This window comes from Kitasatospora sp. Root107, from assembly GCF_001424875.1.
Lineage (GTDB): Bacteria > Actinomycetota > Actinomycetes > Streptomycetales > Streptomycetaceae > Kitasatospora.
Genome location: NZ_LMCT01000001.1, coordinates 179,375 through 202,718 on the forward strand (window position 1 = coordinate 179,375; position 23,344 = coordinate 202,718).

At 72.5% G+C, this 23,344-nt stretch carries 21 protein-coding genes; 9 read left to right on the top strand and 12 right to left on the bottom strand.

Annotation, left to right across the window (positions count from 1 at the left end):
- The first annotated feature begins 28 nt into the window (after positions 1-28).
- Positions 29-1,024: a ribonucleotide-diphosphate reductase subunit beta gene (locus ASC99_RS00770; protein WP_057227955.1), complete on the top strand. Its 996-nt coding sequence runs from the start codon at positions 29-31 to the stop codon at positions 1,022-1,024.
- Positions 1,025-1,116: 92 nt separating this feature from the next.
- Here ASC99_RS00770 and ASC99_RS00775 read toward each other — a convergent pair whose 3' ends face one another.
- The 10 genes from ASC99_RS00775 to ASC99_RS00820 form a co-directional block, all read right to left on the bottom strand.
- Complete coding sequence (locus ASC99_RS00775) at positions 1,117-2,556, bottom strand: HEXXH motif-containing putative peptide modification protein (RefSeq protein WP_057227014.1); 1,440 nt, start codon at positions 2,554-2,556, stop codon at positions 1,117-1,119.
- A gap of 268 nt (positions 2,557-2,824) precedes the next feature.
- The gene (locus ASC99_RS00780) at positions 2,825-4,315 is read right to left on the bottom strand and encodes an ABC transporter substrate-binding protein (RefSeq protein WP_057227016.1); all 1,491 of its coding nucleotides are present in this window, start codon (positions 4,313-4,315) and stop codon (positions 2,825-2,827) included.
- Between the two features lie 201 nt (positions 4,316-4,516).
- On the bottom strand, positions 4,517-5,161 hold the full coding sequence (gene def, locus ASC99_RS00785) for a peptide deformylase (protein WP_057227018.1): 645 nt from the start codon (positions 5,159-5,161) through the stop codon (positions 4,517-4,519).
- Positions 5,162-5,237: 76 nt separating this feature from the next.
- Positions 5,238-6,218 (bottom strand): hypothetical protein, encoded by a 981-nt coding sequence (locus ASC99_RS00790; RefSeq protein WP_057227020.1) that lies wholly within the window; start codon positions 6,216-6,218, stop codon positions 5,238-5,240.
- A gap of 127 nt (positions 6,219-6,345) precedes the next feature.
- Positions 6,346-7,626, bottom strand: a complete 1,281-nt coding sequence (locus ASC99_RS00795) for an HD domain-containing phosphohydrolase (RefSeq protein WP_157531316.1) — start codon at positions 7,624-7,626, stop codon at positions 6,346-6,348.
- Positions 7,623-9,104 (bottom strand): HD-GYP domain-containing protein, encoded by a 1,482-nt coding sequence (locus tag ASC99_RS00800; RefSeq protein ID WP_369824291.1) that lies wholly within the window; start codon positions 9,102-9,104, stop codon positions 7,623-7,625. The genes ASC99_RS00795 and ASC99_RS00800 overlap by 4 nt, the downstream gene beginning before the upstream one ends.
- A 140-nt stretch (positions 9,105-9,244) precedes the next feature.
- Positions 9,245-9,544: a mycothiol system anti-sigma-R factor gene (rsrA, locus tag ASC99_RS00805; RefSeq protein WP_057227022.1), complete on the bottom strand. Its 300-nt coding sequence runs from the start codon at positions 9,542-9,544 to the stop codon at positions 9,245-9,247.
- The gene (locus ASC99_RS00810; protein WP_369824306.1) at positions 9,541-10,272 is read right to left on the bottom strand and encodes a sigma-70 family RNA polymerase sigma factor; all 732 of its coding nucleotides are present in this window, start codon (positions 10,270-10,272) and stop codon (positions 9,541-9,543) included. The genes rsrA and ASC99_RS00810 overlap by 4 nt, the downstream gene beginning before the upstream one ends.
- Positions 10,273-10,527: 255 nt before the next feature.
- Positions 10,528-11,154, bottom strand: a complete 627-nt coding sequence (locus ASC99_RS00815) for an alpha/beta family hydrolase (protein ID WP_057227024.1) — start codon at positions 11,152-11,154, stop codon at positions 10,528-10,530.
- A 22-nt stretch (positions 11,155-11,176) separates the two neighbouring features.
- Entirely contained in the window at positions 11,177-11,932 is a 756-nt protein-coding gene (locus ASC99_RS00820; RefSeq protein WP_057227026.1) for an SOS response-associated peptidase, read from the bottom strand.
- Positions 11,933-12,041: 109 nt separating this feature from the next.
- Between ASC99_RS00820 and ASC99_RS00825 the strand changes: the two genes are divergently transcribed.
- From ASC99_RS00825 to ASC99_RS00855, 7 genes are all read left to right on the top strand, one after another.
- A complete protein-coding gene (locus ASC99_RS00825; RefSeq protein WP_057227028.1) occupies positions 12,042-12,755 on the top strand; it encodes a M50 family metallopeptidase in 714 nt (237 codons plus the stop codon).
- Positions 12,756-12,932: 177 nt separating this feature from the next.
- Complete coding sequence (gene aroA, locus ASC99_RS00830) at positions 12,933-14,252, top strand: 3-phosphoshikimate 1-carboxyvinyltransferase (RefSeq protein WP_057227029.1); 1,320 nt, start codon at positions 12,933-12,935, stop codon at positions 14,250-14,252.
- Positions 14,253-14,266: 14 nt separating this feature from the next.
- Positions 14,267-15,322 carry a ribosome small subunit-dependent GTPase A gene (gene rsgA / locus ASC99_RS00835; protein WP_057227031.1) on the top strand — a complete coding sequence of 352 codons (1,056 nt, stop codon included), beginning with the start codon at positions 14,267-14,269 and terminating at the stop codon, positions 15,320-15,322.
- Positions 15,323-15,423: 101 nt separating this feature from the next.
- On the top strand, positions 15,424-15,747 hold the full coding sequence (locus tag ASC99_RS00840; RefSeq protein WP_057227032.1) for a multidrug efflux SMR transporter: 324 nt from the start codon (positions 15,424-15,426) through the stop codon (positions 15,745-15,747).
- Between the two features lie 63 nt (positions 15,748-15,810).
- Positions 15,811-16,608, top strand: coding sequence for a histidinol-phosphatase (gene hisN, locus ASC99_RS00845; protein WP_057227034.1), 798 nt, complete (start codon positions 15,811-15,813; stop codon positions 16,606-16,608).
- A 198-nt stretch (positions 16,609-16,806) separates the two neighbouring features.
- Positions 16,807-18,690: a nitrate- and nitrite sensing domain-containing protein gene (locus ASC99_RS00850; RefSeq protein WP_057227036.1), complete on the top strand. Its 1,884-nt coding sequence runs from the start codon at positions 16,807-16,809 to the stop codon at positions 18,688-18,690.
- Positions 18,687-19,031, top strand: a complete 345-nt coding sequence (locus ASC99_RS00855) for a DUF742 domain-containing protein (protein WP_057227038.1) — start codon at positions 18,687-18,689, stop codon at positions 19,029-19,031. The genes ASC99_RS00850 and ASC99_RS00855 overlap by 4 nt, the downstream gene beginning before the upstream one ends.
- Before the next feature lie 61 nt (positions 19,032-19,092).
- Here the strand turns inward: ASC99_RS00855 and ASC99_RS00860 are convergent, their stop codons facing one another.
- The gene (locus ASC99_RS00860) at positions 19,093-20,571 is read right to left on the bottom strand and encodes a catalase (protein ID WP_057227040.1); all 1,479 of its coding nucleotides are present in this window, start codon (positions 20,569-20,571) and stop codon (positions 19,093-19,095) included.
- A gap of 117 nt (positions 20,572-20,688) precedes the next feature.
- On the opposite strand from ASC99_RS00860, the gene ASC99_RS00865 reads away from it, so the two are divergent.
- Complete coding sequence (locus ASC99_RS00865; protein ID WP_057227042.1) at positions 20,689-21,099, top strand: Fur family transcriptional regulator; 411 nt, start codon at positions 20,689-20,691, stop codon at positions 21,097-21,099.
- Positions 21,100-21,280: 181 nt separating this feature from the next.
- On the opposite strand, the gene ASC99_RS00870 is transcribed toward ASC99_RS00865, so the two are convergent.
- A complete protein-coding gene (locus tag ASC99_RS00870) occupies positions 21,281-23,209 on the bottom strand; it encodes a tetratricopeptide repeat protein (protein ID WP_235502753.1) in 1,929 nt (642 codons plus the stop codon).
- Between the last annotated feature and the right edge of the window lie 135 nt (positions 23,210-23,344).

The window sequence follows — 23,344 nt, forward strand, 5'->3', positions numbered from 1 at the left end:
CACCCCCGAGACGCCCGCGCGCGAGAAGATGCTGCTCGACCCGGGCTTCGAGCTGACGCTCCGTCCGATGCGCTACCCGTCGTTCTACGACAAGTACCGCGACGCGATCAAGAACACCTGGACCGTCGAGGAGGTGGACCTGCACTCCGACGTCGCCGACCTCGCCAAGCTCAGCGACGGCGAGCGGCACATGATCGGCCGCCTGGTCGCCTTCTTCGCCACCGGTGACTCGATCGTCTCCAACAACGTGGTGCTGAGCCTCTACAAGCACATCAACTCCCCCGAGGCGCGGCTCTACCTGTCCCGGCAGCTGTTCGAGGAGGCCGTGCACGTCCAGTTCTACCTGACGCTGCTCGACACCTACCTGCCCGATCCCGAGGACCGGTCGGCGGCCTTCGACGCGGTGGAGAACATCCCCTCCATCCACCAGAAGGCGCAGTTCTGCTTCAAGTACATGAACGCGGTCGACCACCTCGACTCGCTGCAGAGCAAGGACGACCGCCGGGCCTTCCTGCTCAACCTGATCTGCTTCGCGGCCTGCGTCGAGGGGCTGTTCTTCTACGGCGCCTTCGCGTACGTGTACTGGTTCCGGTCCCGGGGCCTGCTGCACGGTCTGGCCACCGGCACCAACTGGGTGTTCCGGGACGAGTCCATGCACATGGACTTCGCCTTCTCGGTGGTGGACACCGTCCGCGCCGAGGAGCCCGACCTCTTCGACGAGGAGATGGCCAAGCAGGTCACCGCGATGCTGGAGGAGGCCGTCGAGGCCGAGCTCCAGTTCGCCGAGGACCTCTGCGGTGAGGGCCTGCCGGGGATGAACACCGCCTCGATGCGGGAGTACCTGCAGGCGGTCGCCGACCAGCGGCTGGCCCGCCTCGGCCTGCCGATCCGGTACGGCTCCAGCAACCCGTTCGGCTTCATGGAGCTGCAGAACGTGCAGGAGCTGACCAACTTCTTCGAGCGCCGGGTCAGCGCCTACCAGACCGCCGTCGAGGGCTCGGTCGCCTTCGACGACGACTTCTAGGCCGTCGTACCACCGGAAGGGCGCGGGGTTCTCCCCGCGCCCTTCCGCGCTGTCCAGGCCAGGTGCAGTGCGGCATCCCTCCCGGCGGCACCTCAGCCGGTGACCGGGACCACCAGGCCGGCCGCCGCCAGCCCCGCGATGCCGAGCGCGAACCTGGCGTCGGCGACGCCGCCCTGCCGGGCGTAGGCCGCCCCGATCTCCTCCGGCGTACCGCCGTCGCAGAGCGCGTAGATCAGCCAGGCGTGCTCGTTGAGCCACTGGAACCGCGCCGACTCCGGTGCGTAGGCGAGTAGTTGGTGCTGCTCCGGCAGTGCACAGACCGCCACCGGCTCGGCCTTGCGGTAGCCGCGCGGGTCGAGCACGGGCAGCGCGGCCGGGGTGACGGCAACAGGCTCGGGGACGGTCACCCGGACGCTCGGCGCCAGCGGCGTCACCGCGTCCAGCAGCCACCTGACGAACCGTCGGCCGGCCGGGGTCAGCGCCTCGCCGTGCACCTCCAGTGCCTGCCGCCCGAGATGGCCGGCCCGCTCGGCGCTGGTGACGTACCCGCCCTCCACGGCGGCCCGGCTGCCCGGCGTCGGCACCCCCACGGCCTCGGTGACCGGCGGTGCGCCGAAGCGCTCGCGCAGCTCGGCCGGGGCGTCGGCGGCGGCCGCGAAGAACAGCACCAGGTGGGTGTAGACGTGCAGGGCGGCCAGCACCCGGGTCAGCGACCACGGGGTCAACCGCCAGGGGATCTCCACCTGGTGGCCCGGGTCGGCGACCAGCGAGCCGGTCCGCAGCATGTCGAACTGCTTGAGGTGCAGCCCCTCGTGCAACAGGATCTCGGCGGTCATCCACGGGTCGCTCAGGTGCTCAGGCGCGACGAACAGCGCCGAGGGCAGCGGGTCGCCGCCGGAGAACGAGTGCAACTCGCCGTCGTCGGCCGCCCCTTGGGCCAGACCGACCAGCGAGACATGCGGGAAGACCCCCGCGCCCGCGTACGGCAGCAGGGCGGCCAGCAGCTCGGCACTCCGACCGAGCCCGGCCAGCTGTGCTTCGTCCGGGGTGACCCGGCGGGCGCCGCGCAGGTCGGTGAAACTGCCCTGCTTGAGCTCCTCCAGCCGTACGGCGAGCGGCAGTTCGGCCACCTCGGGGCGGAGCTCGGTCCACACCCAGCCGACCCCTCGGCCGGCCCACGGCCGGCAGCGCCGAGCCATCAGCCGCTCGGTCGGCCCGAGCCCGTCGTCGGCGTCCAGGTCTGCCTCGGTCAGCTGCCGGGCGAACTCGCTCGGGGCCTGCCGGTGGTTCTCCAGCGCGACCAGGTCGTTCTCGAAGGCGTTCCGCAGCACCGGGTCGTAGAGGAACGGGCGGAGCGCCGAATCCTCGGACTCCGCCAGCCGGGCGAACCGGACGGCCGCCTCGGGGAAGTGCCGGGCGAGCACCATCAGGCCCAGCCGGTAGCGGGCGATGTTCCTGGCCTCGATGGCCTCGGAGTCCCCGAACTGCGGGTCGGTGCCGAGGAGTCGGTCGATCTGCGGGTAGGACGGCAACAACGTTCCCCCCAGGGTGGGTCGGCGGGTCGGACGCTACGGCGGGCCGGTCGCCGTCCCGGCCGACCCGGGTGGTCAGGGTGGAGAGGTCGCTGCCACCGTCCGGCTCGGTGGCGGCCAGCGGGCGCCGACTCGGCGGCAACCCGGATGGTCGGCAGTTCCACGGTCTGGGACGGCATGTCGTGTCCTTTCACTCAGCTGACAGGGCGGTTCCGAATCCAGGCAACTCCGGTGTGGTGACGGTGTGGTGGCACTCCCTCCCCGAGGGTCAGTCCTCGATCGTCACGTCGAACAGGTCCAGCTGCAGCAGCGGCGTGACGGTGACGTTCCCGGTCCTGGTGGACCAGCCCGACTCCACCTTCTGGTACCAGAGCGGAATCGCGGGCATGTCCTGCAGGATCATCTTCTCCGCCTGCTGGTAGAGCTCCCAGCCCTCCTTCTCCGAGGGCGCCGCATCCGCCTCGGCCAGCAGCGCGTCCACCTCCGGGTTGGAGTAACCGGAGCCGTTGACCGCCGCACCCGTGCGGAAGATCGGGTTGAGGAAGTTCTCGATCGACGGGTAGTCGGCGACCCAGCCGGAACGGAAGATCGTGGTGACCTTCTGCTCGTTGATCAGCTTGCGGAACTCACCGAAGGTCGGCACCGGCGCGTACCTGGCCTCGACGCCCAGCGCCGCGGTGATCGTGCGGCAGGCCGCGTCGATCCACACCTGGTTGGCCGAGTCGTCGTTGGAGGTCAGCTCGATCGGGCCTTCGAAGCCGGTGGTCTCGAACAGCGCCCTCGCCTTCTCCGGCTGGTAGGTGCACAGGTCCCCGCTGGCGTCGCCGCCGTACCCGGGCACGATCGGCGGCACCAGGCCGTCGGGGAGCATCTTGTCGCCGTCGAAGGCCGTGTCGATCACGTACTGCCGGTCGATGGCCATCGAGATCGCCTGCCGCACGCGCCGGTCACCGAAGCGCGGGTCCCACATCGGGAACGAGATCGACTGCACCCCCATGTACGGCTTGGCCACGTAGCGCCCGGCCAGCTCCTGCTTGTACCGGCCGCCGTCGAGCGCGTCCGCCGGGACGAAGTCGAGGTAGTCGAGCCTGTTCGCCACCACGTCCGCGTAGGCGTCCTCGAGCATCCGGTAGAACCGGAACTCCACGCCGTCCACGCGCGGCTTGCGGGCCCCGGCGTAGGCCTCGTAGCGGTTCAGCACGATGTTCACGCCGGGGGTGTGCGACCCGAAGCTGAACGGCCCGTTGCCGACCGGATGGGCTTCGAACGCCAAGCTGTCGGCGAAGAAGCTGCGCGGCAGGGGGAAGAACGCGGTGTAGCCGAGCTGGGTCACGAAGGCGGAGAACGGTGCCGACAGCGTCACCTCGAAGACGCTGTCGTCGATCACCCTCAGACCTGACAGCTCCTCCGTCGTCCCGTTCTGGGTCGCTTCGTAGCCCTGGATGTGGGACAGGTACTCGGCGCCCTGCAGCCCGTTCGGGCCGTAGGCGGTGTAGTTCCAGGCGTCGACGAAGCTCGCGGCGGTCACCGGTGTGCCGTCGTGGAACGTCCACCCCGGGTTGAGCGTGATCCGGTAGACGCGGGAGTCGGCCGAGTCGATCGACTTCGCCACCGCCGTGCGGGGCTCGGCCGTGTTGGGGTCGTACTCGACCAGACCGGTGAACAGGGCGTTCACGATCTTCACGCTGTCACGTTCGGTAGCGTCGCCGGGCACCAGCGGGTTCTCCGGTTCGGTGCCGTTCCAGCTGATGATGCTCATCGGTGTGGAATCCCCTCAGGTTCATGGATGCGCGCACAGCCCCCCGAGTCCTGCGCCGACCGAGTCCAACAGAACCTCCGACCGGCCGCCATCTTCGGGCGCCGACCCAGTCAGGTCGGCCGCGGCGGGGCTGCCGCACGGAGCCGGGGCAGCACGAAGGGCCGGCTCCGGGCGTACCCGGAACCGGCCCTTGACCAGTCGTCAGTCGTTGGCGACGGTGGCGTACTTGGGGGTGCCCTCGGCCATCTGCTTCAGCGCGTCCTTGCGGTCCCGCTTGGAGAGCCGGTCGATGTACAGGTAGCCGTACAGGTGGTCGGTCTCGTGCTGGAGGCAGCGGGCGTAGAAGCCGGAGCCCTCGACCCGGATCGGGTTGCCGTCCTTGTCCTGGCCGGTGACGGCGGCGTAGTCGGGGCGGGCCAGCTCCATGTAGGCGGTGGGCACCGAGAGGCAGCCCTCCGGGGAGTCGTCCAGCTGCCGCTGCCCGGCCGGCAGGTCCTCCAGCACGGGGTTGATCACGTGACCGACGTGCCGGACACCGTCGTCGTCCGGGCAGTCGTAGACGAACACCTTGGCGTCCACGCCGATCTGGTTGGCCGCCAGGCCGACGCCCTCGGCCGCGTACATCGACACGAACATGTCGTCGATCAGCGAGGCCAGCTCCGCGTCGAACTCGGTGACCGTCTTGACCTCACGGTGCAGCACGGGGTTGCCGACCACGGTGATCGGGCGGGCGGTGCCCTTGGAGAGGTCGGGCAGCTCGCCGACCACCTTCGGCTCCGCGGCCTCCTCGTGCGCGTGGTCGTGCGCGTGGTCGTGGTCGTGCGCGTGGTCGTGCTGATCCGCCATCGTTGCTTCCGCTTTCTGGGTCTGCCGGAGATCTACCGGGTAAAGAGTACGGCGCCCGGCATACCGCAGGCCCTTACTAGCAGACCTCTTCGAGGTCCCGGTAGGCCCGGGTGGCGGGTGAGACGGCCACCCAGCGGTCCAGCAGGCTGCCGACCAGCTGGGCCGGGGCGGCGATCCCGCACTCCCGTTCGGTCAGCCAGGAGAGGCCGGAGCCCGCCTGGCTCAGGTGGCTGAGGTGGCCCGGGTGGGCCGCGTCGCCGTCGTCGTGCGGGTCGTGGTGCACGGTGCGGCCGTCGTCGGCCGCCATCCGGCTCTCCGAACAGGTCCGGCAGAGCAACCGGACCGAGGAGGTCCAGTCCTCGGCCGCGTACCCCGCGTCGGCGACCAGCCGCTCCAGCGCGTCCCGGTCGGCCGCGGTGGCCGCCTGCAGCAGCACCACGTAGGTCGGCACCGGGGAGGGCGCCCAGAGCTCGATCTCGTCGAAGACCGGGTACGCCACCCCGTCCGCGACCCGCTCACCGTGCGGGGCGCCGTCGTGCAGCACCACCTCGCCCCAGCGGCGGCCCGAGGAGGGCAGCGGGATGGAGAGCACCTCGATCCGGGCCGGGTCGAGCCGCCGGCCCCAGACCACCTCGGCCTCGCCCTCCGGGGAGAGCCGGACGGGGGTGGTGCCCAGGTCGAGCTGGACGGTGCCGTCCTGGGCGCCGCCGGGCAGCCGCAGGCCGTACGCCTGCCAGGCCCGCCGGGCCAGCGCCCAGTCCTGCAGGGCGGTCGCGGTGATACCGAGGTTCCACCAGTCCGGGGCGCCCTGATCACGGTCCAGCAGGGCGACGGCGCGCAGGCCGGCCGCTCTGGCCTGGTCCCAGTCCCGGCGGAACTTGTGCAGCAGGGCGAGGTTGAACCAGGAGTCGGAGAGCCAGGGCTCCAGGTCGGCGGCCATCACCAGCAGCGGCCCGGCGTCCTCGTAGCGGCCGTCACCGATCAGGGTGAAGGCGCGGTCGGTGGTCTGCCGCCAGGTCGCCGACGGCCGGTGTCGTGCGCGGTGGAAGATCCTCACGTTCCGTCCCTGCCGTAGTCGTCCGCCGGTGTGCCGTTCCCGGTCCGTCGGGGCTTCATCCCCGGCTTTCCACGCTATGACCGCATCCAACCACGCCGCCTGTCGGCTGCGCTCCTCGCGAGGCAGTTCAGTCAGGTCGGGCGACGACTGTGGCGGATCGGGCCAGTGCGTCCAGCACCCGGGGGTCGTAGAGCCGGCCGCACTCCGACCGGAGCAGTGCGAACACCTCCTGCCGCCCGGCCTGCTCGGTCAGACCCCGGCGGCGGGCGGCGGCCGACAGGTCGTCAAAAGCGTTCGCCACCCGGATGATCCGGGCCGCCAGCGGCAGCGTCCGGTCCGCGCCGCCATCCGGGCCGTGACAGGGATCGGCCAGCCTGGCCACCTGTCCGGCCACCTGCCGGGGCACGCCCGTCCGGCTGATCACCTCGCTGCCGAGCCGGGCGATCCGCTGCTGCTCCGGCTGGGGCAACAGGGCGGTGGCCCCGTCCGGGACCGGCTCCACCAGCGAGAGCTGACCGATGTCGTGCATCAGCGCGGCGTACTCCAGCAGGGCGAGGTCCCGGCTGCCCAGGCCGAGCTCACGGCCGAGCTCACAGGCGGTGTCGGCCACCCGGCGGGCATGGCCCGGTGGGGTGTACCCGGCCACCTCGGTGGCCCTGGCCAGCGTCTCGATGGTCTGCCCGGTGGTGGCCCGGACGGCCGCCGCGCGCCGGAACGCGGCCTGGGCCAGCAGCAGCGGGGCGCAGAACAGCGGCAGCGCCCAGAGCCCCACCTCCCCCGCCAGCAGGCTGATCAGCATCCCGGTGGCGACGATCGCCGAGCCGATCCCGAGCAGCGAGCGCAGCTCGTCCTCCAGTGCGGCGGCGAACCGCAGCCCCGTCCTGGCCCGCCGCTGGACCGCCGCCAGGGTGGCGTCGCAGAGCGCGGCCAGCGCCGCCACCCCCGTCAGGAACACCCCGTACGCGGGCCCGGCCAGCGGCAGCTGGTCCAGCGCGCCGCTGTTGTAGAGCGGCTGGAACAGCAGCGCCGCGAACCCCACCGTGAGCAGCCGCCGGACCGCCCCGTCCACCCGGCCCGGCTCCGGGCGGCACCGCCGGTGCCGGTGGCGACTGTGCAGCGGCGCGAGCCCGGCCAGCGTGCCGATCCCGGCCACCGCCACCACCTGCGAGACGCCGTGCGTGGTGGGCAGCCCGTGCAGCGGCCCGAGCAGCGCGTACGCCAGCGCGACGGCGGTACCGATCGGGGCCTGCTCGCGATCGCCCGGGAGAGTGACCCGGACCCGCTCGCCGACCGCGATCACCGCAGCGAAGGCCGCCGCCACCAGCGGCGCGGAGATGCCGTGAGAGAGCGCGTCGGCGCAGGCGAGCAGCAGGAGCAGGGCCGCGGTGACCCGGAGTGCCCTGGTCACGGCGCACCTGGCAGCAGGTCGCCGGCCGGGCGGCGGGCCGGTTCGGGGACGCCGAGCGGGATGTCCGGGACCTCCCCGGCCCAGCCGCCGGGCGGCGGCAGCGCGGGCTCCCAGCCGTGCAGCCGGACCGCCTCGACCAGGGCCAGCACCATCGCCGGGTCGAACTGGCTGCCCGCGCAGCGCTGCAGCTCGGTCACCGCCTCGGCCACCGGCCGGCCGCGCCGGTAGGAGCGGGTGGAGGTCATCGAGTCGAAGGCGTCCGCGACCGAGATGATCCGGGCGAACTCCGGGATCCGCTCCCCCGCCAGGCCGTTCGGGTAGCCGCGCCCGTCCAGCCGCTCGTGGTGGTGCAGGATGCCGTCCCTGGCCTCGCCGAGGAAGTCGATCCCCCGGACCAGCTCGAAGCCGAACACCGGGTGCACCTCGACCGCCCGCCGCTCGGCCTCGGTCAGCGGCCCGTTCCGCCGCAGCAGCTCGGTGGCCACCCCGAGCTTGCCCACGTCGTGCAGGGTGCCCGCGAAGTGCAGGGTCCGCAGCCGGTCCTCCGCCATCCCGAGCTGACGGGCGATCAGCACGGCGGCCCGGCCGACCCGTTCGCTGTGGCCCCGGGTGTACGCGTCCTTGATCTCCACCGCCTGCACCAGCGCCTGGACGGTGGCCTGATGGGCCGTCCGCTCCCGGTGCCCCTGGGCGGAGACCCAGGCCGAGATGGAGAACGGCAGCAGCGCCAGCACCGCCGCAAAGGCGCCGTACGGGCCCTGCCAGAGCACCGCGACCATCAGCCCGCCGGCCCCGTGCAGCAGCGCCGGCAGCACCGCACCGGCCGGCGGGGCACTCGGCCGGCCGGGCTCGGCCAGCCGCCGCATCCCGCCCACCAGCGCGGAGTTGACCAGACAGAACAGCAGTACGGCCGCCAGCGCGGGCAGCACCGCGATCGGGAACCGGGAACCGAGCAGCAGCTCGGGCCCGGGCAGCAGCCGGAACAGCACGGCCGCGGCGAACGCGGAGAGCGCCAGCTGGGCGGCGTTCCAGACCCGGCGGGCGGCCTTCGGTGCGACGGCCGGGGCGGTCAGCGCGGCGGGCAGCGCGACCAGCGCGGCAGCGGCAGGCGGGAGCATCAGCACCCCGGCGAACAGCACCGGCAGGAAGACCGGCCCGGCCCGCTCCGGAGCCGACGGCTGCTCGGCCGCCCGCCGCCGCCCGAGCACTACCGCCCGGAGCAGCCGCAGACACGGGGTCGGGCCGCCTTGGGCGAGCGAGCCCCAGCAGACGTTCAGCACGGCCAGCAGTCCGACCCGGGGCCAGTCCACCGGACCGGTCAGCCAGCCGGGGCCGGTCAGCACCAGCGGCAGCAGGGCGCCGACCGCGCCGAGCAGCACCACGGCGCCGTATCGCAGCGCCGCTCCCGGCAGAGCCGGGCCCGGGTCCTCGTCAGCGATCTCCGCCTCCCCGCCACGGCCACAGTTCCCCTTGGGCACCCAAGGGCTGAGTGCTCGTCAGGAGAATAGGGCCCGTCCCGGCGGAGCGGACGCCCGATCACGGAATGCCCCGGTCGGCGCAGTGCCAACTCACTCGAACGAGTGATGACCGACCGGACGGCGAACCATTACGGGGGGACCTACTCGGCGGCCTCGGCCACCGTCAGCGACTCGCCGGCCCGCTGCCCCGCCCGGATCGAGTCGATCCGGGCCAGCACCTTGCCACGCAGGTCGGCCGGGGAGTGCTCGCTGCTGCAGGAACGCTTGACCAGCGCCTTGATGGCCTGCTCCAGGCCGTACTCCGCCAGGCACGGGGAGCACTCCTCGAAGTGCACCTTCAGCTTGGCGCAGTCGCCCTCGGCCATCTCGTTGTCGAGCAGCTCGTAGAGGTGGTCGAGCACCTCTCCACAGTCGGTGTCGTGCGGATCGCCGCAGCTCATGAGCCCGAGCCCTTCGCTTCCTGCCCTGCCCCGCTGCCGGCCGGGACGAGCCCGCGCTCACGGGCGTAGTCCTCCAGCATGCCGCGCAGCTGACGGCGGCCACGGTGCAGACGGGACATCACCGTGCCGATGGGAGTACCCATGATGTCCGCGATCTCCTTGTACGCAAAGCCCTCGACATCCGCGAGGTAGACCGCGATGCGGAACTCCTCCGGGATCGCCTGCAGGGCGTCCTTCACGTCACTGTCCGGCAGGTGATCGAGCGCCTGGGTCTCGGCCGACCGCAGGCCGGTCGACATGTGCGACTCGGCCCTGGCCAGCTGCCAGTCCTCGATCTCCTCGGCGGCGGTGCGCTGGGGCTCCCGCTGCTTCTTCCGGTACGAGTTGATGAAGGTGTTGGTGAGAATCCGGTACAGCCAGGCCTTGAGGTTGGTGCCCTCACGGAACTGGTGGAAGGAGGCGTACGCCTTGGCGAAGGCCTCCTGGAGCAGGTCCTCGGCATCGGCCGGGTTCCGGGTCATCCGCAGCGCCGCTGAGTACATCTGGTCCAGGTAACCCAGGGCGTCCCGCTCGAAGCGGTCGCGTCTGGCGTCGTCGGTCTCGTCGACCGACACCCGGAAGGTGTCCTCACCGATCGCCTCGGCCAGCTCGTCACCGGTCAGCATCTCGCTGCCCGGCTCCGTCTCGACCGGCTCGGCCTCGTGCTCCGCTCCGACGACCGGACCCACCTCCTCGGCTTTACGAGCCGGCACCTGAGTGGGCCGACCCGACAGCGAGGATATCGGGCTGACGGGCTTCTCGCCCGCGACCAGCCACTCGGACCAGTCGGGCACTGCGGCACTGGCCGCCGCCCGCTCGTCCGGCCGTTCGGGGCACGCGATCGAACCCATCCTGCCCTGCCTTCCTACCGGGACACCTTGCTGACGTCAGGTGTAAACCCGGCCGGGTGTCAGGGAATTCCCGGTGCGTCGAATGCCCGGCGTTCAGAGCTCCAGAATCCAGTCCCCGACCGCCGCCGTGATCAGCCCCAAAGCCTCGTCCTGCCCGAGCGGGGCCCGCTTGGGCACGGCGAAACCGTGGCTGCCGTACGGGACCGCCACCAGCCGGTGGCCGACCGGGAGTTCAGGGAACTCCTCGGGCGTGCCGAAGGTGTCCTGCCCGGCCTGCACGACCAGGGTCGGGCAGCCGGTGCCGAGCAGCTCTTCGGCCCGGCTCCGCTCCGGCTTGCCCGGCGGGTGCAGCGGGAAGGCCAGCGCGACCACGCCGACCGCACCGGTCGGCCCGGCCGTCCGGCAGGCCACCCGGGCGCCCGCGCTGCGGCCACCGACCACCAACGGGAGCCGCTGCCCGGCCAGTTGGGCCATCGCGGGCAGCCAGGCCCGGTCCAAGGTCTTCGGGGCCGGGCCGATCTTCTTCCCGGCCACCCGCCAGGGCTGCTCGACCAGCGCCACGGTGATCCCGCGCGCGGGCAGCGCGGCGGCCAGCGCCTGCAGGTCGCGGGCCTCGACCCCGCCGCCCGCGCCGTGGCCGAGCGCCAGCAGGGCGCGGGCCTTGCCGTCGGCGGGGTACAGCGTGATCCGGGCGTCGCCGACCGGGGTGGGGACAAGCATGGCGCTCCGTCAGAAGAGTCCGTCAGAAGAGGGTGCTGTCGTCCGGCTCGAGCTCGCCGAGCGGTCGCAGCAGTTCGGGGCCGTTGTTACGGATGTTGCCGACCGCCGGGCCGATCGGCCGGGCCAGCAGCGCGCCGGGCGGCGGCGGGACCAGCAGGCCGCGCAGCTCGTCCGGGTCGCTCAGCGCCGGGTCGAGCCAGGCGTCGAAGGACTCCGGGTCGAGGAAGAGCGGCATCCGGTGGTGGATCGGGGCCAGCGCGGGCTCGGCCTCGGTGGTGACCACCGTGCAGGTGACCAGCCACGCCTCGGGGTGGTCCGCAGGGAAGCGGCGGTCCCGCCAGAACTCGTACAGCCCGGCCAGCGCCAGCACGGTGCCGTCGGCCCGGTGCACGAAGAACGGCTGCTTGCGCGGCTTGCCCTTCTCGCTGGGTATGGTCTCCCACTCGTAGTAGCCGTCCACCGGCAGCAGGCAGCGCCGGGACGCGAACGCCTGCCGGTAGGCGGGCTTCTCGTGCACGGTGTCCGCCCGGGCGTTGATCATCTTCACCGCCGTCTCCGGCGACTTCGACCAGGCCGGCACCAGACCCCAGCGCACCACCCGAAGCTGCCGGACCGGCGCACCGCCGCCCTTCGGCGCCCGGTCCAGCACCACGAAGCCCGGGTCGGTCGGCGCCACGTTCCAGCTCGGCGCGATGGTCTCGGTCGGGTCCCACTGCTCGACCCCGAAGACCTCGACCAGGTCCTGGGGCGCGGTGGTGGAGGCGAAACGTCCGCACATGGTGATCAGCTTGCCACGGCCTTCTCATCCGATCCGCAGAACCGGGCGGTTCCCTCCCGCCGTCCTGGCATGGGAGGGTGCTGGTCCGAACGCGGCAAGGAGGTACGGAATGGACATCGCGGGACTGTGGGACGCCCTGTGGGACGGCCTCACCGCCACCCAGCCGGCCCCACCCCACTGGCTGGTGCTCGGCAGCGCGGCGGTCGCCCTGCTCGCGATCCTCCCGCACCCGGTCTGGCGGCTCAGCCGCAACGTGGTGACCATCGCCCACGAGGGCGGCCACGGCCTGGTCGCCCTGCTGACCAACCGGGAGCTCGCCGGCATCCGCCTGCACTCCGACACCTCCGGCCTCACCATCTCCTCGGGCCCGCCCACCGGCCCCGGCATGATCCTCACCGCGGCGGCCGGGTACACCGCTCCCCCGCTGCTCGGCCTCGGCGGCGCCGCCCTGCTGACCGGCCACTACGTCACCCAGCTGCTGTGGATCGCGATCATGTTGCTGGCCGGGCTGCTCATCAAGATCCGGAACGCCTTCGGACTGCTCTCGGTGGTGGTCACCGGAGCCGCCTTCTTCCTGATCTCCTGGTACGGCAGCAGCCAGCTCCAGTCCGCCTTCGCCTACCTGGGCGTCTGGTTCCTGCTCCTCGCGGGCGTCCGCCCGGTGCTGGAGCTCCAGGGCAAGCGACGCCGCGAGGGCGCCCGCAGCACCGACGCCGACCAACTCGCCCGCCTCACCCGGATCGGCCCGCTCTTCTGGGTCGGCCTCTTCCTCCTGGTCGCCCTCGCCTCCCTCACCGTGGGCGGCACCTGGCTGCTCGCCTAGGCAGCTGCGCTCAGTAGGGCGGACCAGGGGCTCGGGGAACTGCGACGCCAGCCTCGAAAATGGTCACCCTTACATAAGTGGTCAGGAACTTTGCCGTTCGACCCCTGCACCAGACCTCCTCACCGCTCCCCGACAGCGCAACCGGGCCGGAGGCCGACCGGCACCTAGACTGACCCCATGACCGAAGCCCTGTGGCCCGCCCCCGTTGCGACCGGCGCCGTCGATGCCACCGTGACCATCCCCGGATCGAAGTCGGCGACCAACCGTGCGTTGGTGCTGGCCGCGCTGGCGGACGGCCCGGGCTGGATCCGCCGGCCGCTCCGCAGCCGGGACTCCCAGCTGATGGCCGACGGCCTGCGGGCCCTGGGCGTCGGCATCGAGGAGACCGTCAACAACGCCAGCGGCGGCACCGGCGGCGGCGAGGCGTGGCGGATCATCCCGGCCGGCCAGCTCCACGGCCCGGCCCAGGTGGACGTCGGTAACGCCGGCACCGTGATGCGCTTCCTCCCCCCGCTCGCCGTCCTCGCCGACGGCCCGGTGCACTTCGACGGCGACCCGCGCAGCTACGAGCGGCCCCAGCACGGCGTGATCGACGCCCTGCGCGCCCTCGGCGCCCGGATCGACGACGGCGGCCGCGGCGGCTTCCCGCTCACCGTGCACGGCACCGGTGCGCTGGACGGCGGCCCGGTCGAGCTGGACGCCTCGTCCTCCTCCCAGTTCGTCAGTGCCCTGCTGCTCTCCGGCGCCCGCTACAACAACGGCGTGGAGATCCGGAACACCGGCGGCACCGTCCCCTCTCTCCCGCACATCCGGATGACGGTCGACATGCTCCGCAAGGCCGGCGTCCAGGTGGACGCGCCGGAGGACGGCGGCGAGAAGGACGTCTGGCGGGTCACCCCGGGCGCGCTGATCGGCCGTGACCTGGTGGTCGAGCCGGACCTCTCCAACGCCGCGCCGTTCTTCGCCGCCGCGCTGGTGACCGGCGGCCGGGTCACCGTCCGGGACTGGCCCAAGCACACCTACCAGCCGGGCGACCAGCTCCGCGACCTGTACACCCGGATGGGCGGCAGCTGCCAACTGACCGACGAGGGCCTGGAGTTCACCGGCACCGGCAAGATCCACGGGATCGACGCCGACCTGCACGACGTGGGCGAACTGACCCCGGTGATCGCGGCCGTCGCCGCCCTCGCCGACTCCGAGTCGCACCTGTACGGCATCGCGCACCTGCGGCTGCACGAGACCGACCGGCTGGCCGCGCTGGTCAAGGAGATCAACGACCTGGGCGGCGACGCCGCCGAGACCGAGGACGGTCTGCGGATCAGGCCGCGCCCGCTGCACGGCGGCATCTTCCACACCTACGAGGACCACCGGCTGGCCACCGCCGCCGCGGTGATCGGTCTGGCCGTACCGGGGGTGCAGGTGGAGAACGTGGCGACCACCGCGAAGACCCTGCCGGACTTCCCGCAGATGTGGGCCGACCTGCTCGGCCAGGGCTGACGGGGAGTCGGGACATGCGCCGTTACGGCAAGGACGCCGACGAGGACGACATCCGCAACCGCCCGGCCCGCAAGGGCTCCAAGCCCCGGACCAGGATCAGGCCCAAGCACGAGGACGCCTCCGAGGCGATGATCCTGACCGTCGACCGAGGCCGGCTGACCTGCCTGGTCGAGGCGGGCACCAAGCAGGAGCGCCAGGTGATGGCGATGAAGTCGCGCGAGCTGGGCCGCAAGGGCGTGGTGGTCGGCGACGTGGTGCACGTGGTCGGCGACCTCTCGGGTGAAGCGGACACGTTGGCCCGGATCGTCCGGGTCGAGGAGCGCCGCTCGGTCCTGCGCCGCACGGCGGACGACGACGACCCGTTCGAGCGGATCGTGGTGGCCAACGCCCAGCAGCTGGCGATCGTCACCGCGCTGGCCGACCCGGAGCCCCGGCCCCGGCTGATCGACCGCTGCCTGGTGGCGGCGTACGACGCCGGGATGCGGCCGCTGCTGGTGCTCACCAAGGCGGACCTGGCCTCGGCCGATCCGCTGCTGGAGGCGTACGCGCCGCTCGGCATCGACTACGTGGTGACCCGGCGGGACGAGCTGGAGACCGCCGGGGCGGAGGCGGTCCGGGAGCACCTGCGCGGGCTCTCCACCGTCTTCATCGGGCACTCGGGGGTCGGCAAGACCACCCTGGTGAACGCCCTGGTGCCGCTGCACCAGCGGTCCACCGGTGTGGTCAACGCGGTCACCGGCCGGGGGCGGCACACCACCGTCTCGGCGCTGGCGCTCCGGTTGCCGCCGCCGCCCGGGGTGAAGCCAGGATCCAAGAAGGCCCTCGATCCCGGCTGGGTGATCGACACCCCCGGCTTCCGCTCCTTCGGCCTCTCCCACATCGACCCGTCCCGGGTCATCCTGGCCTTCCCCGACCTGGAGCCCGGCACCGAGGGCTGCCCCCGCGCGTGCAGCCACGACGAGCCCGACTGCGCCCTGGACGCCTGGGTCGCCGACGGCCACGCCGAACAGGCCCGGCTGTACTCGCTCCGTCGCCTGCTCTCCTCCAAGGAGGCGCGGGAAGGTGACTGACGGAAGTCTTTCGGCCCGTCAGAAGTGTTGGAAGCCCCTCGCGCGGTGATCATAGGAAGGTCGGATCAATCGGTCCGGCCTTTCGAGGGGAGTCGGCTCCGATGGCTTGGGCCCTGGTGATCATCGCCGGACTGTTGGAGACCGGTTTCGCGATCAACCTGAAACTCAGCGACGGCTTCACCAAGCTCTGGCCCACCGTCAGCTTCTGCGTCTTCGCCCTGGGCAGCTTCGGCCTCCTCACCCTCTCGCTCAAGACCCTCCCGGTCGGCCCGGCCTACGCAGTGTGGACCGGGCTCGGCGCCGCCGGGACGGCCATCTACGGGATGATCTACATGGACGAGACCACCTCCGTCCTCAAGCTGGTCTCGATCAGCCTGGTGATCGCGGGCGTGATCGGTCTCCAACTGAGCGGCTCCGGGCACTGACGGACCGTCCAGTTCGCGAGCCGAACTGTCCAGATCCGTGGACGCTCGCTTAATCTTTCGGGCATGGCCGACTATCACGACGATCTCCGACTCGCCCACGTCCTCGCCGACTCGGCCGACTCGATCACCATGGAGCGCTTCAAGGCGCTGGACCTCAAGGTCGAGACCAAGCCCGACCTGACCCCGGTGAGCGACGCGGACAAGGCCGCCGAGGAGCTGGTGCGCAGCGTGCTGCAGCGGGCCCGCCCGCGCGACGCGGTGCTCGGCGAGGAGTTCGGCCTCAAGGGCTCCGGCCCGCGCCGCTGGGTGATCGACCCGATCGACGGCACCAAGAACTACGTCCGGGGCGTCCCGGTCTGGGCCACCCTGATCTCACTGCTGGAGGTCGGCCCGGACGGTGAGCAGCACCCGGTGGTCGGCATCGTCTCGGCCCCGGCCCTGCACCGCCGCTGGTGGGCGGCCAAGGGCCTGGGCGCGTACGCGGGCCGCAGCCTGGCCAAGGCGAGCCGGATCCACGTCTCCTCGGTCTCCCGGCTGGAGGACGCCTCGCTCTCGTACTCCTCGCTCACCGGCTGGGAGGAGCGGGCCCGGCTGGACGCCTTCCTCGACCTCTCCCGGTCCTGCTGGCGCACCCGCGCGTTCGGCGACTTCTGGTCGTACATGATGGTCGCCGAGGGCGCGGTGGACATCGCCGCCGAGCCGGAGCTGAGCCTGTGGGACATGGCCGCGCCGTGCATCGTGGTGCAGGAGGCGGGCGGCCGGTTCACCGGCCTGGACGGCATCGAGGGCCCGAACGGCGCCGACGCGGTGGCCTCGAACGGGCTGCTGCACGACGAGACGCTGCGCAAACTGACGGTCTGACACCCCGTATTTCCGACAGGGGTCCGCCCGGTTGCCGAGTACTCCCCGGCGGCCGGGCGGTTGCGCTGAGGGCGGCGCAACTCCCTTGCAACGGCGGCCCCCTACGCTCCCAGGGGTAAAGCCACGGCCCGTCCGGGCCGGGCCCCGCTCCCCCGTGCGCCCACCCCGCCGGGCCGCCTGCCGAGGGGAAACCCCGACGTGCGTACGCTCCGCAGCATCCGGCACCGACTGGCCCTGCTGCTCGCTCTCCCGACCGGTGCGCTGGTGCTGATCGCCGCGTTCGGCACGGCCGCCGAGGCCACCCGGCACAGTGCGGCAGGCCGCACCGACCAGCGGGTGGCGTTGGCGGTCACGACCCAGGAACTGGTCCAACAGCTCCAGCGCGAACGCGGCCTGACGGCCGGTCTGCTCGGCGGTGACGAGAGCTTCCGGGCTCGCCTCGGCGAACAGCGCGCCACCGCCGACCAGGCCAGGCAACGGCTGGACCAGGCGCTCGCCGCCGAACCGCCCGGCACCCCAGGCGTCCGCGCGGCGCTCGGCGGGCTCGGCACACTGGCCGCACTGCGCGGCCGGGCCGACACCGGCACCGCTTCCCGGGCCGAGGCGCTCGACTTCTTCAGCCAGGCGATCGGCGGGCTCTCCACCGCCGCCTTCGCCGAGGCCACCGCCCAGGACCCTGAGCTGCAGGCCGCGCTGACCACCCTGCGGGTGCTGGGCGAGGCCGCCGAGGCGGCGGCGCTGGAACGCGGCACGCTGAACGGGGTGTTCGCCGCCGGGGCGTTCGGCGAGGGGGACTACCCCGCCTTCGTCCGAGTGCTGTCCGCGAAGAGCAACGCGCTGGCGCAGGCCCCGCGCACCGCCACCGCCGCCCGGAGTGCAGCGCTGGCCGCCGCACTGCGCAGCCCGGCGGCGGTGGCGGTGGCCGGGATGGAGCAGCGCGCGCTGACTGGCTACTCGGGCGGACGGCTGCCGGTGCGGGCGGCCGACTGGTGGCAGGCGGCCAGCACGCTGGTCGACGATCTGCACCGAGTGCAGGCCGAGGCGGCCGGGGAGAGCCGGGCCAGGGCGGCGGAGCTGCGGTCGGCCGCGCTCTGGTCGCTGGGCCGGGAGCTTGCCCTGGCGCTGGTCGCGGTGGCCGGCGCAGTGGCGCTCGGGGTGGCCGCGAGCCGTTCGGTGACCAAGCCGCTGGCGGCGCTGGTCGACGAGGCCAACGAGCTGGCCGACCGGGTACTGCCGGAGGCGGTGGCCCGGATCAGGGACGGGGTCGGCACCGCGGAGGATGCCGTCCTGCCCGGTGCGGCGCGGGGCGCGCAGGCCGACGAACTGGCGGAGGTGGCAGCCGCGTTGGACCGGGTGTCGGCCACCACGGTACGGCTGGCGGTCGAGCAGGCGGTGCTGCGGCGCAACTCCACCGAGTCGCTGGCCAATCTGGGCCGCCGCAACCAGGCGCTGGTCACCCGTCAACTCGGCTTCCTGTCCGGGCTGGAACAGGTGGAGCACGACCCGGGCGTGCTGGCCAACCTGTTCGAACTGGACCACCTGGCCACCCGGATGCGACGGAACGCCGAGAGCATCCTGGTGCTGGTCGGCGAGCGCAGCCCGCGCCGCTGGGAACAGCCGGTGGGGATGGGCGACGTGGTGCGCGCCGCGCTCGGCGAGGTGGAGGACTACCGGCGGGTGGTGCTGCGTCAGCTGGACGAGGCACGGCTCGACGGTGGTGCGGTGGCCGAAGTCGCGCACCTGCTGGCCGAGTTGATCGAGAACGCGTTGGCCGCCTCGGCACCCGACACCGATGTGGAGGTGTTCGCCAGGATCAGCGGAGGCGGCTACCTGATCGCGGTGATGGACCAGGGCCGGGGCATGACCGAGGCCGAGCTGGAGCGCGCCAACGCCCGGTTGACCGGCCGGGAGAGCTTCCTGGTCGGCCGCAACGGACTGCTCGGCCACTACGTGGTCGGCCGGCTGGCCGAGCGGCTCGGCGCCCGGGTCCGCCTGGCGCCCGCGCCGGTGCACGGGGTGACCGCCAGCGTGCTGCTGCCCGCCGGGCTGCTGACCGTCGACCGGGTGGCGGTGGCGCGGTGACCGAGGGCTTCGAACTCGGGTCGGTGGTCCGGCCGTTCGTACTGACAGCAGGGCGGACCAGGCCGGTGCGGGACGAGCTGCGGCTGGAGACCCTGGTCTCGGCCCCGCCCGCCGCGCTGGCCGCACCACTCGGCTTCGAGAGGCACCGGATCGTCGAACTCTGCCAGTCCCCCCGCTCGGTGGCCGAGCTGGCCGCCCTGCTGCCCGTCCCGCTCGGGGTGGCCCGGGTGCTGGTGGCCGACCTGGCGGCGGAGCGGTACGTCCGGGTGCACGAACTGGCCGTCGGGGACGCCTCGGTGGCGCTGCTGGAGCGGATCAGGGACGGGCTGCTGCGGCTCTGACATGGGTGCGGGGCCCCGATGACGACCGAACGTCTCCGGGGCCCCGCAGTCTGGCGTGCCGTTACTTCTGCTTGCGCAGCTCGCGGACGGCGTCCTCCAGGCGCTGACCGTAGTCGGCGTCGGCCTGGCGGAAGTTGTTGATCGCACGCTCGACGATGTCGTCGCGGTCGGCCGAGACCTTGGCGATGAAGCCGGAGAGGTTGGCGATCAGGCGGGCCTTCTCGTCCTCGGAGAACAGCCGGTAGAGGTTGCCGGCCTGCACGAAGTCGGTGTCCTCGCTGTGCGAGGGCGCCTCGTGATTGCCCGTCAGGCCGTTCACCGGCACCGCGGCCCAGAGCGGGCGGCCGGTCTCGACGGCACCGCCGAAGCTGTTCGGCTCGTAGTTCTTCGAGCGGCCGTGGCGGCCGTCGTAGAGGTGGCCGTCCCGGCTGTTGGTGCGCGCCTCGGTGGCGTGCGGGCGGTTCACCGGCAGGTGGTCGGCGTTGATGCCGACCCGGTAGCGGTGCGCGTCCGCGTAGGCGAACAGGCGGCCCTGGAGCATCTTGTCCGGCGACGGGCCGATACCCGGCACGAAGTGGCCCGGGGAGAAGATCGACTGCTCGACCTCGGCGAAGACGTTGTCGGGGTTCCGGTTGAGCTCCAGCTTGCCGATCTCGATCGGCGGGTAGTCCGCGTGCGGCCAGACCTTGGTCAGGTCGAACGGGTTGAAGCGGTAGTTCGCGGCGTCGGCGGCGGGCATGATCTGCACCTGCACCGTCCAGCTCGGGAAGTCGCCGTTCTCGATCGAGGTGCGCAGGTCCCGCTGGTGGCTGTCCGGGTCCTCGCCGGCGAGCTTGTTGGCCTCGTCCACCGGCAGGTTCTTGATGCCCTGGTCGGTCTTGAAGTGGTACTTCACCCAGAAGTACTCGCCGGCCTCGTTCTGCCACTGGTACGTGTGGCTGCCGTAGCCGTTCATGTGGCGGTAGGACGCCGGGATGCCGCGGTCACCGAACAGCCAGGTCACCTGGTGGGTCGACTCCGGCGAGAGGCCCCAGAAGTCCCAGACGTTGTCCGCCTCCTGCGAGCCGGTGTACGGGTCGCGCTTCTGGGTGTGGATGAAGTCCGGGAACTTGATGGCGTCCTTGATGAAGAACACCGGGGTGTTGTTGCCGACGAGGTCGTAGTTCCCCTCCTCGGTGTAGAACTTCAGCGCCCAGCCACGCGGGTCGCGCACCGCGTCGGCCGAACCGAGGTTGCCCGCCACGGTGGAGAACCGCAGGAAGGTCTCGGTCTGCTTGCCGACCTCGGACAGGAACGCGGCCCGGGTGTACGCGGAGACGTCGGCCGTCAGCGTGAAGGTGCCGTACGCGGCGGCGCCACGGGCGTGCACCACGCGCTCCGGGATGCGCTCCCGGTTGAAGTGGGCGAGCTTCTCGAACAGCGTCTGATCCTGGATCAGAGCCGGACCGCCTATACCCGCGGTCTCGGTGTTCTGGTTGTCGGCGACCGGGGCGCCGGCCTCCGTCGTCAGCGTGGGCCGCAGCTCGTCCTGGGTGGTCATGTCGGGATGCCTCCGCGTATCCGGTCGTACCGTGCCTAAGTATTGGATTGATCCTAGCTTGGACTTTGTCTAAGTCAACACTGGAACCAAGTCGAGAACGTGGCTTACCCTGTCCCCATGAGTGACCTGCTGGAACGACTTCGCGGACGCGGCTGGCGTCTCACCTCGCAGCGGCGTGTCGTGGCCGAGGTCCTCGACGGCGAGCACGTCCACCTCACCGCCGACGAGGTGCACGCCAGGGCGGTCTCCGTGCTGCCCGAGATCAGCCGCGCCACGGTCTACAACACGCTCGGCGAAATGGTCTCCCTCGGCGAGGTCATGGAGGTCGCCACCGACGGCCGCGCCAAGCGGTACGACCCCAACGCCCGCCACGCCCACCAGCACCTCATCTGCTCCGGCTGCGGCTCCATCCGCGACGTCCACCCCCAGGGTGACCTGATCGCCGCTCTCCCGGCAGGCGAACGCTTCGGCTTTGTCATCTCCGGCGCCGAGGTCACCTACCGGGGGCTCTGCCCGGACTGCTCCTAGGCAGGCGCTCAGCCGTCGACTACCCAGGGGCTCGGGGAACTGCGAGGAGATCTGGCGTTCGGGTCACTACGAAAGTGCCTGACCCGGCACGCACGTTGAACGCTCCAGAGGTCGGCGTCGCCCACGCGGCGGAGCCGCACATCAGCAGAGCCCCGAGCCCCTACCTTCCGAAGCGTGTGCCCTAGGCGCTGAGCTCGGAGTGCAGCGCACCCAGCAGCCGCGAGGCCCGCTCGGTGACCTCGGCCGGCCCGTAGTCGGCCGCGCGACGGCACCAGTTCTCCGCCTGCACCGGCTCGCCCCTGCGGAGGGCGAGCAGCGCGAGCCGCAGCGCGGCCCGCCCGTGCCCGGCGTCGGCGGCCCGGGTGTACCAGACCATCGCCTCCGCCTCCTCGTCCTGACGGGCCAACAGCAGGCCCAGGTTGAACGAGGCGCTGCGGCTGCCCGCCTCCGCCGCCCGGCGGTACCAGCTCTCGGCGATCTCCAGGGCGCCCCGCTCGGCGGCCCGCACACCCATCCGGACCTGGGCACGGCGGTGCCCGGCGTCGGCCGCGACCGCGTACCAGTGCTCGGCCTCGTCGTCCGCGTCACCGCGCCGGTCCAGCAGTGAGGCCAGCCGGAAGGCGCCCTCCGCCGAACTGCCCGCCGCCGCCTGCCGGTAGCGCTCCAGCGCACCCGTCAGCTGCCCACGCTGCTCCAGGGCCACGGCCAGCTGCAGCGCAGCCTCACCGTGCCCCTCCGCCGCAGCGCGCGCGTACCACTCGTGCGCCTGCTGCTGCTCCCCGCGCCCGGCGTGCAGCACCCCGAGGTTGAAGGCGCCGTCCACACTCCCGGCCTCGGCGGCCTTGGAGAACCACGGCTCGGCACCCGACTCGTCGCCGCGCTGCAGCAGCACGACGGCCAGCGCGTTGCAGGCCTCCCGGTGCCCGGCGTACGCCGCGCGCCGGTACCACTGCTCGGCCTGTGCCTCGCGCCCGGCGCCCGCGCAGAGCAGGCCGAGGTTGAAGGCGCCGTTCTGGTCGCCCGCCTCCAGGGCGGCGCGGTACCAGCGCTCGGCGTCAACTGCCTCTCCCCGCCCGGCATGCAGCGCACCGAGCGCGTTGGCGGCGTTGCCGTCGCCCGCCTCGGCGGCCTCCTGCCACCACTCGGCGGCGGAGGTCAGGTCACCGGCGTCGCGGAGCAGGAAGCCGAGCGCGCAGGCCGCGCGCGGCTCACCGTTCTGCGCCGCCTGCCGGTACCAGCGCGCCGCCTCGTCGAGGTCGCGGCGCTCCTCCAGCAGCACGCCGAGCCGCAGCCCCGCGCGGGCGTGGCTGCGCGCGGCGGCGGTCCGGTACCAGGTCTCGGCGGTCTCCTTGTCCCCCGCCGCCTCGCGCATCCGGGCCAGCCGGTAGGCAGCCTCCCGGTGCCCCGCGTCGGCGGACACCTTGAACCAGCGCTCGGCCCGCACGTCGCGCCGATGCTCCATCAGATCGCCCAGGGCGTACGCCCCGAGCGGGTGGCCGTGCTCGGCGGCGAAGTGCAGCCAGTACTCGGCCGCCTCCTCCTCGCCCTGGTCGCGCAGCTGCAGTCCGAGCGCGTGCGCGGCCGGGGCCGAGCCGGCCACCGCGGCGTGCCGCCACCACTGGGCGGCCTCGGACCGGTGGCCGCGCTGGTGCAGCAGGACACCCAGGTTGTTGGCGGCGGCCCGCAGTCCGGCGGCGGCCGCGGTGCGCAGGTACGGCTCGGCGTCCGCCAGGTCGCCCCGGCGGAGCAGCAGCGCGCCGAGCTGGCTGGCGGCGTTCGGGTCGCCCTGGTCGGCGGCCTGACGGTGCCTCGACTCCAGCGCGGCCTGCTCGCGGGCGGCCAGCGCGGTCTCGAAGCTGTCCTGGTCGGGCGCGGGGTCGACGGCGGGCTGCGGGCCGTAGCTGCCGGCGGCGGGCGCGAACTGGCGTGCGGAGACCCGGACCAGGCTGTCCGGGCCGTACCCGGTCTCCCGAGGGACCGTCAGTCCACTGGTGCGCTGGGCGGGCAGGGCCGCGGCGGTCTCCTCGCTCTGCGCCCATGCCTCGGTGTCGGCCGCCCCCGCGGCCGCCTTGCCCCCACTGCCCGGATCGTTCCTGCCGATCAGCTTCATGCCGACTCCCGCTTCCCCCGAGTGCTGCGGCACCCGCCGGGGACGTGTCGGATTCGGCGCTGTCGACTCCCCATGGCCAAGGGAGTCAACTGCCGTACGGCGTCCCCCATGTGGTCCATCGTCGCATCACCCGCA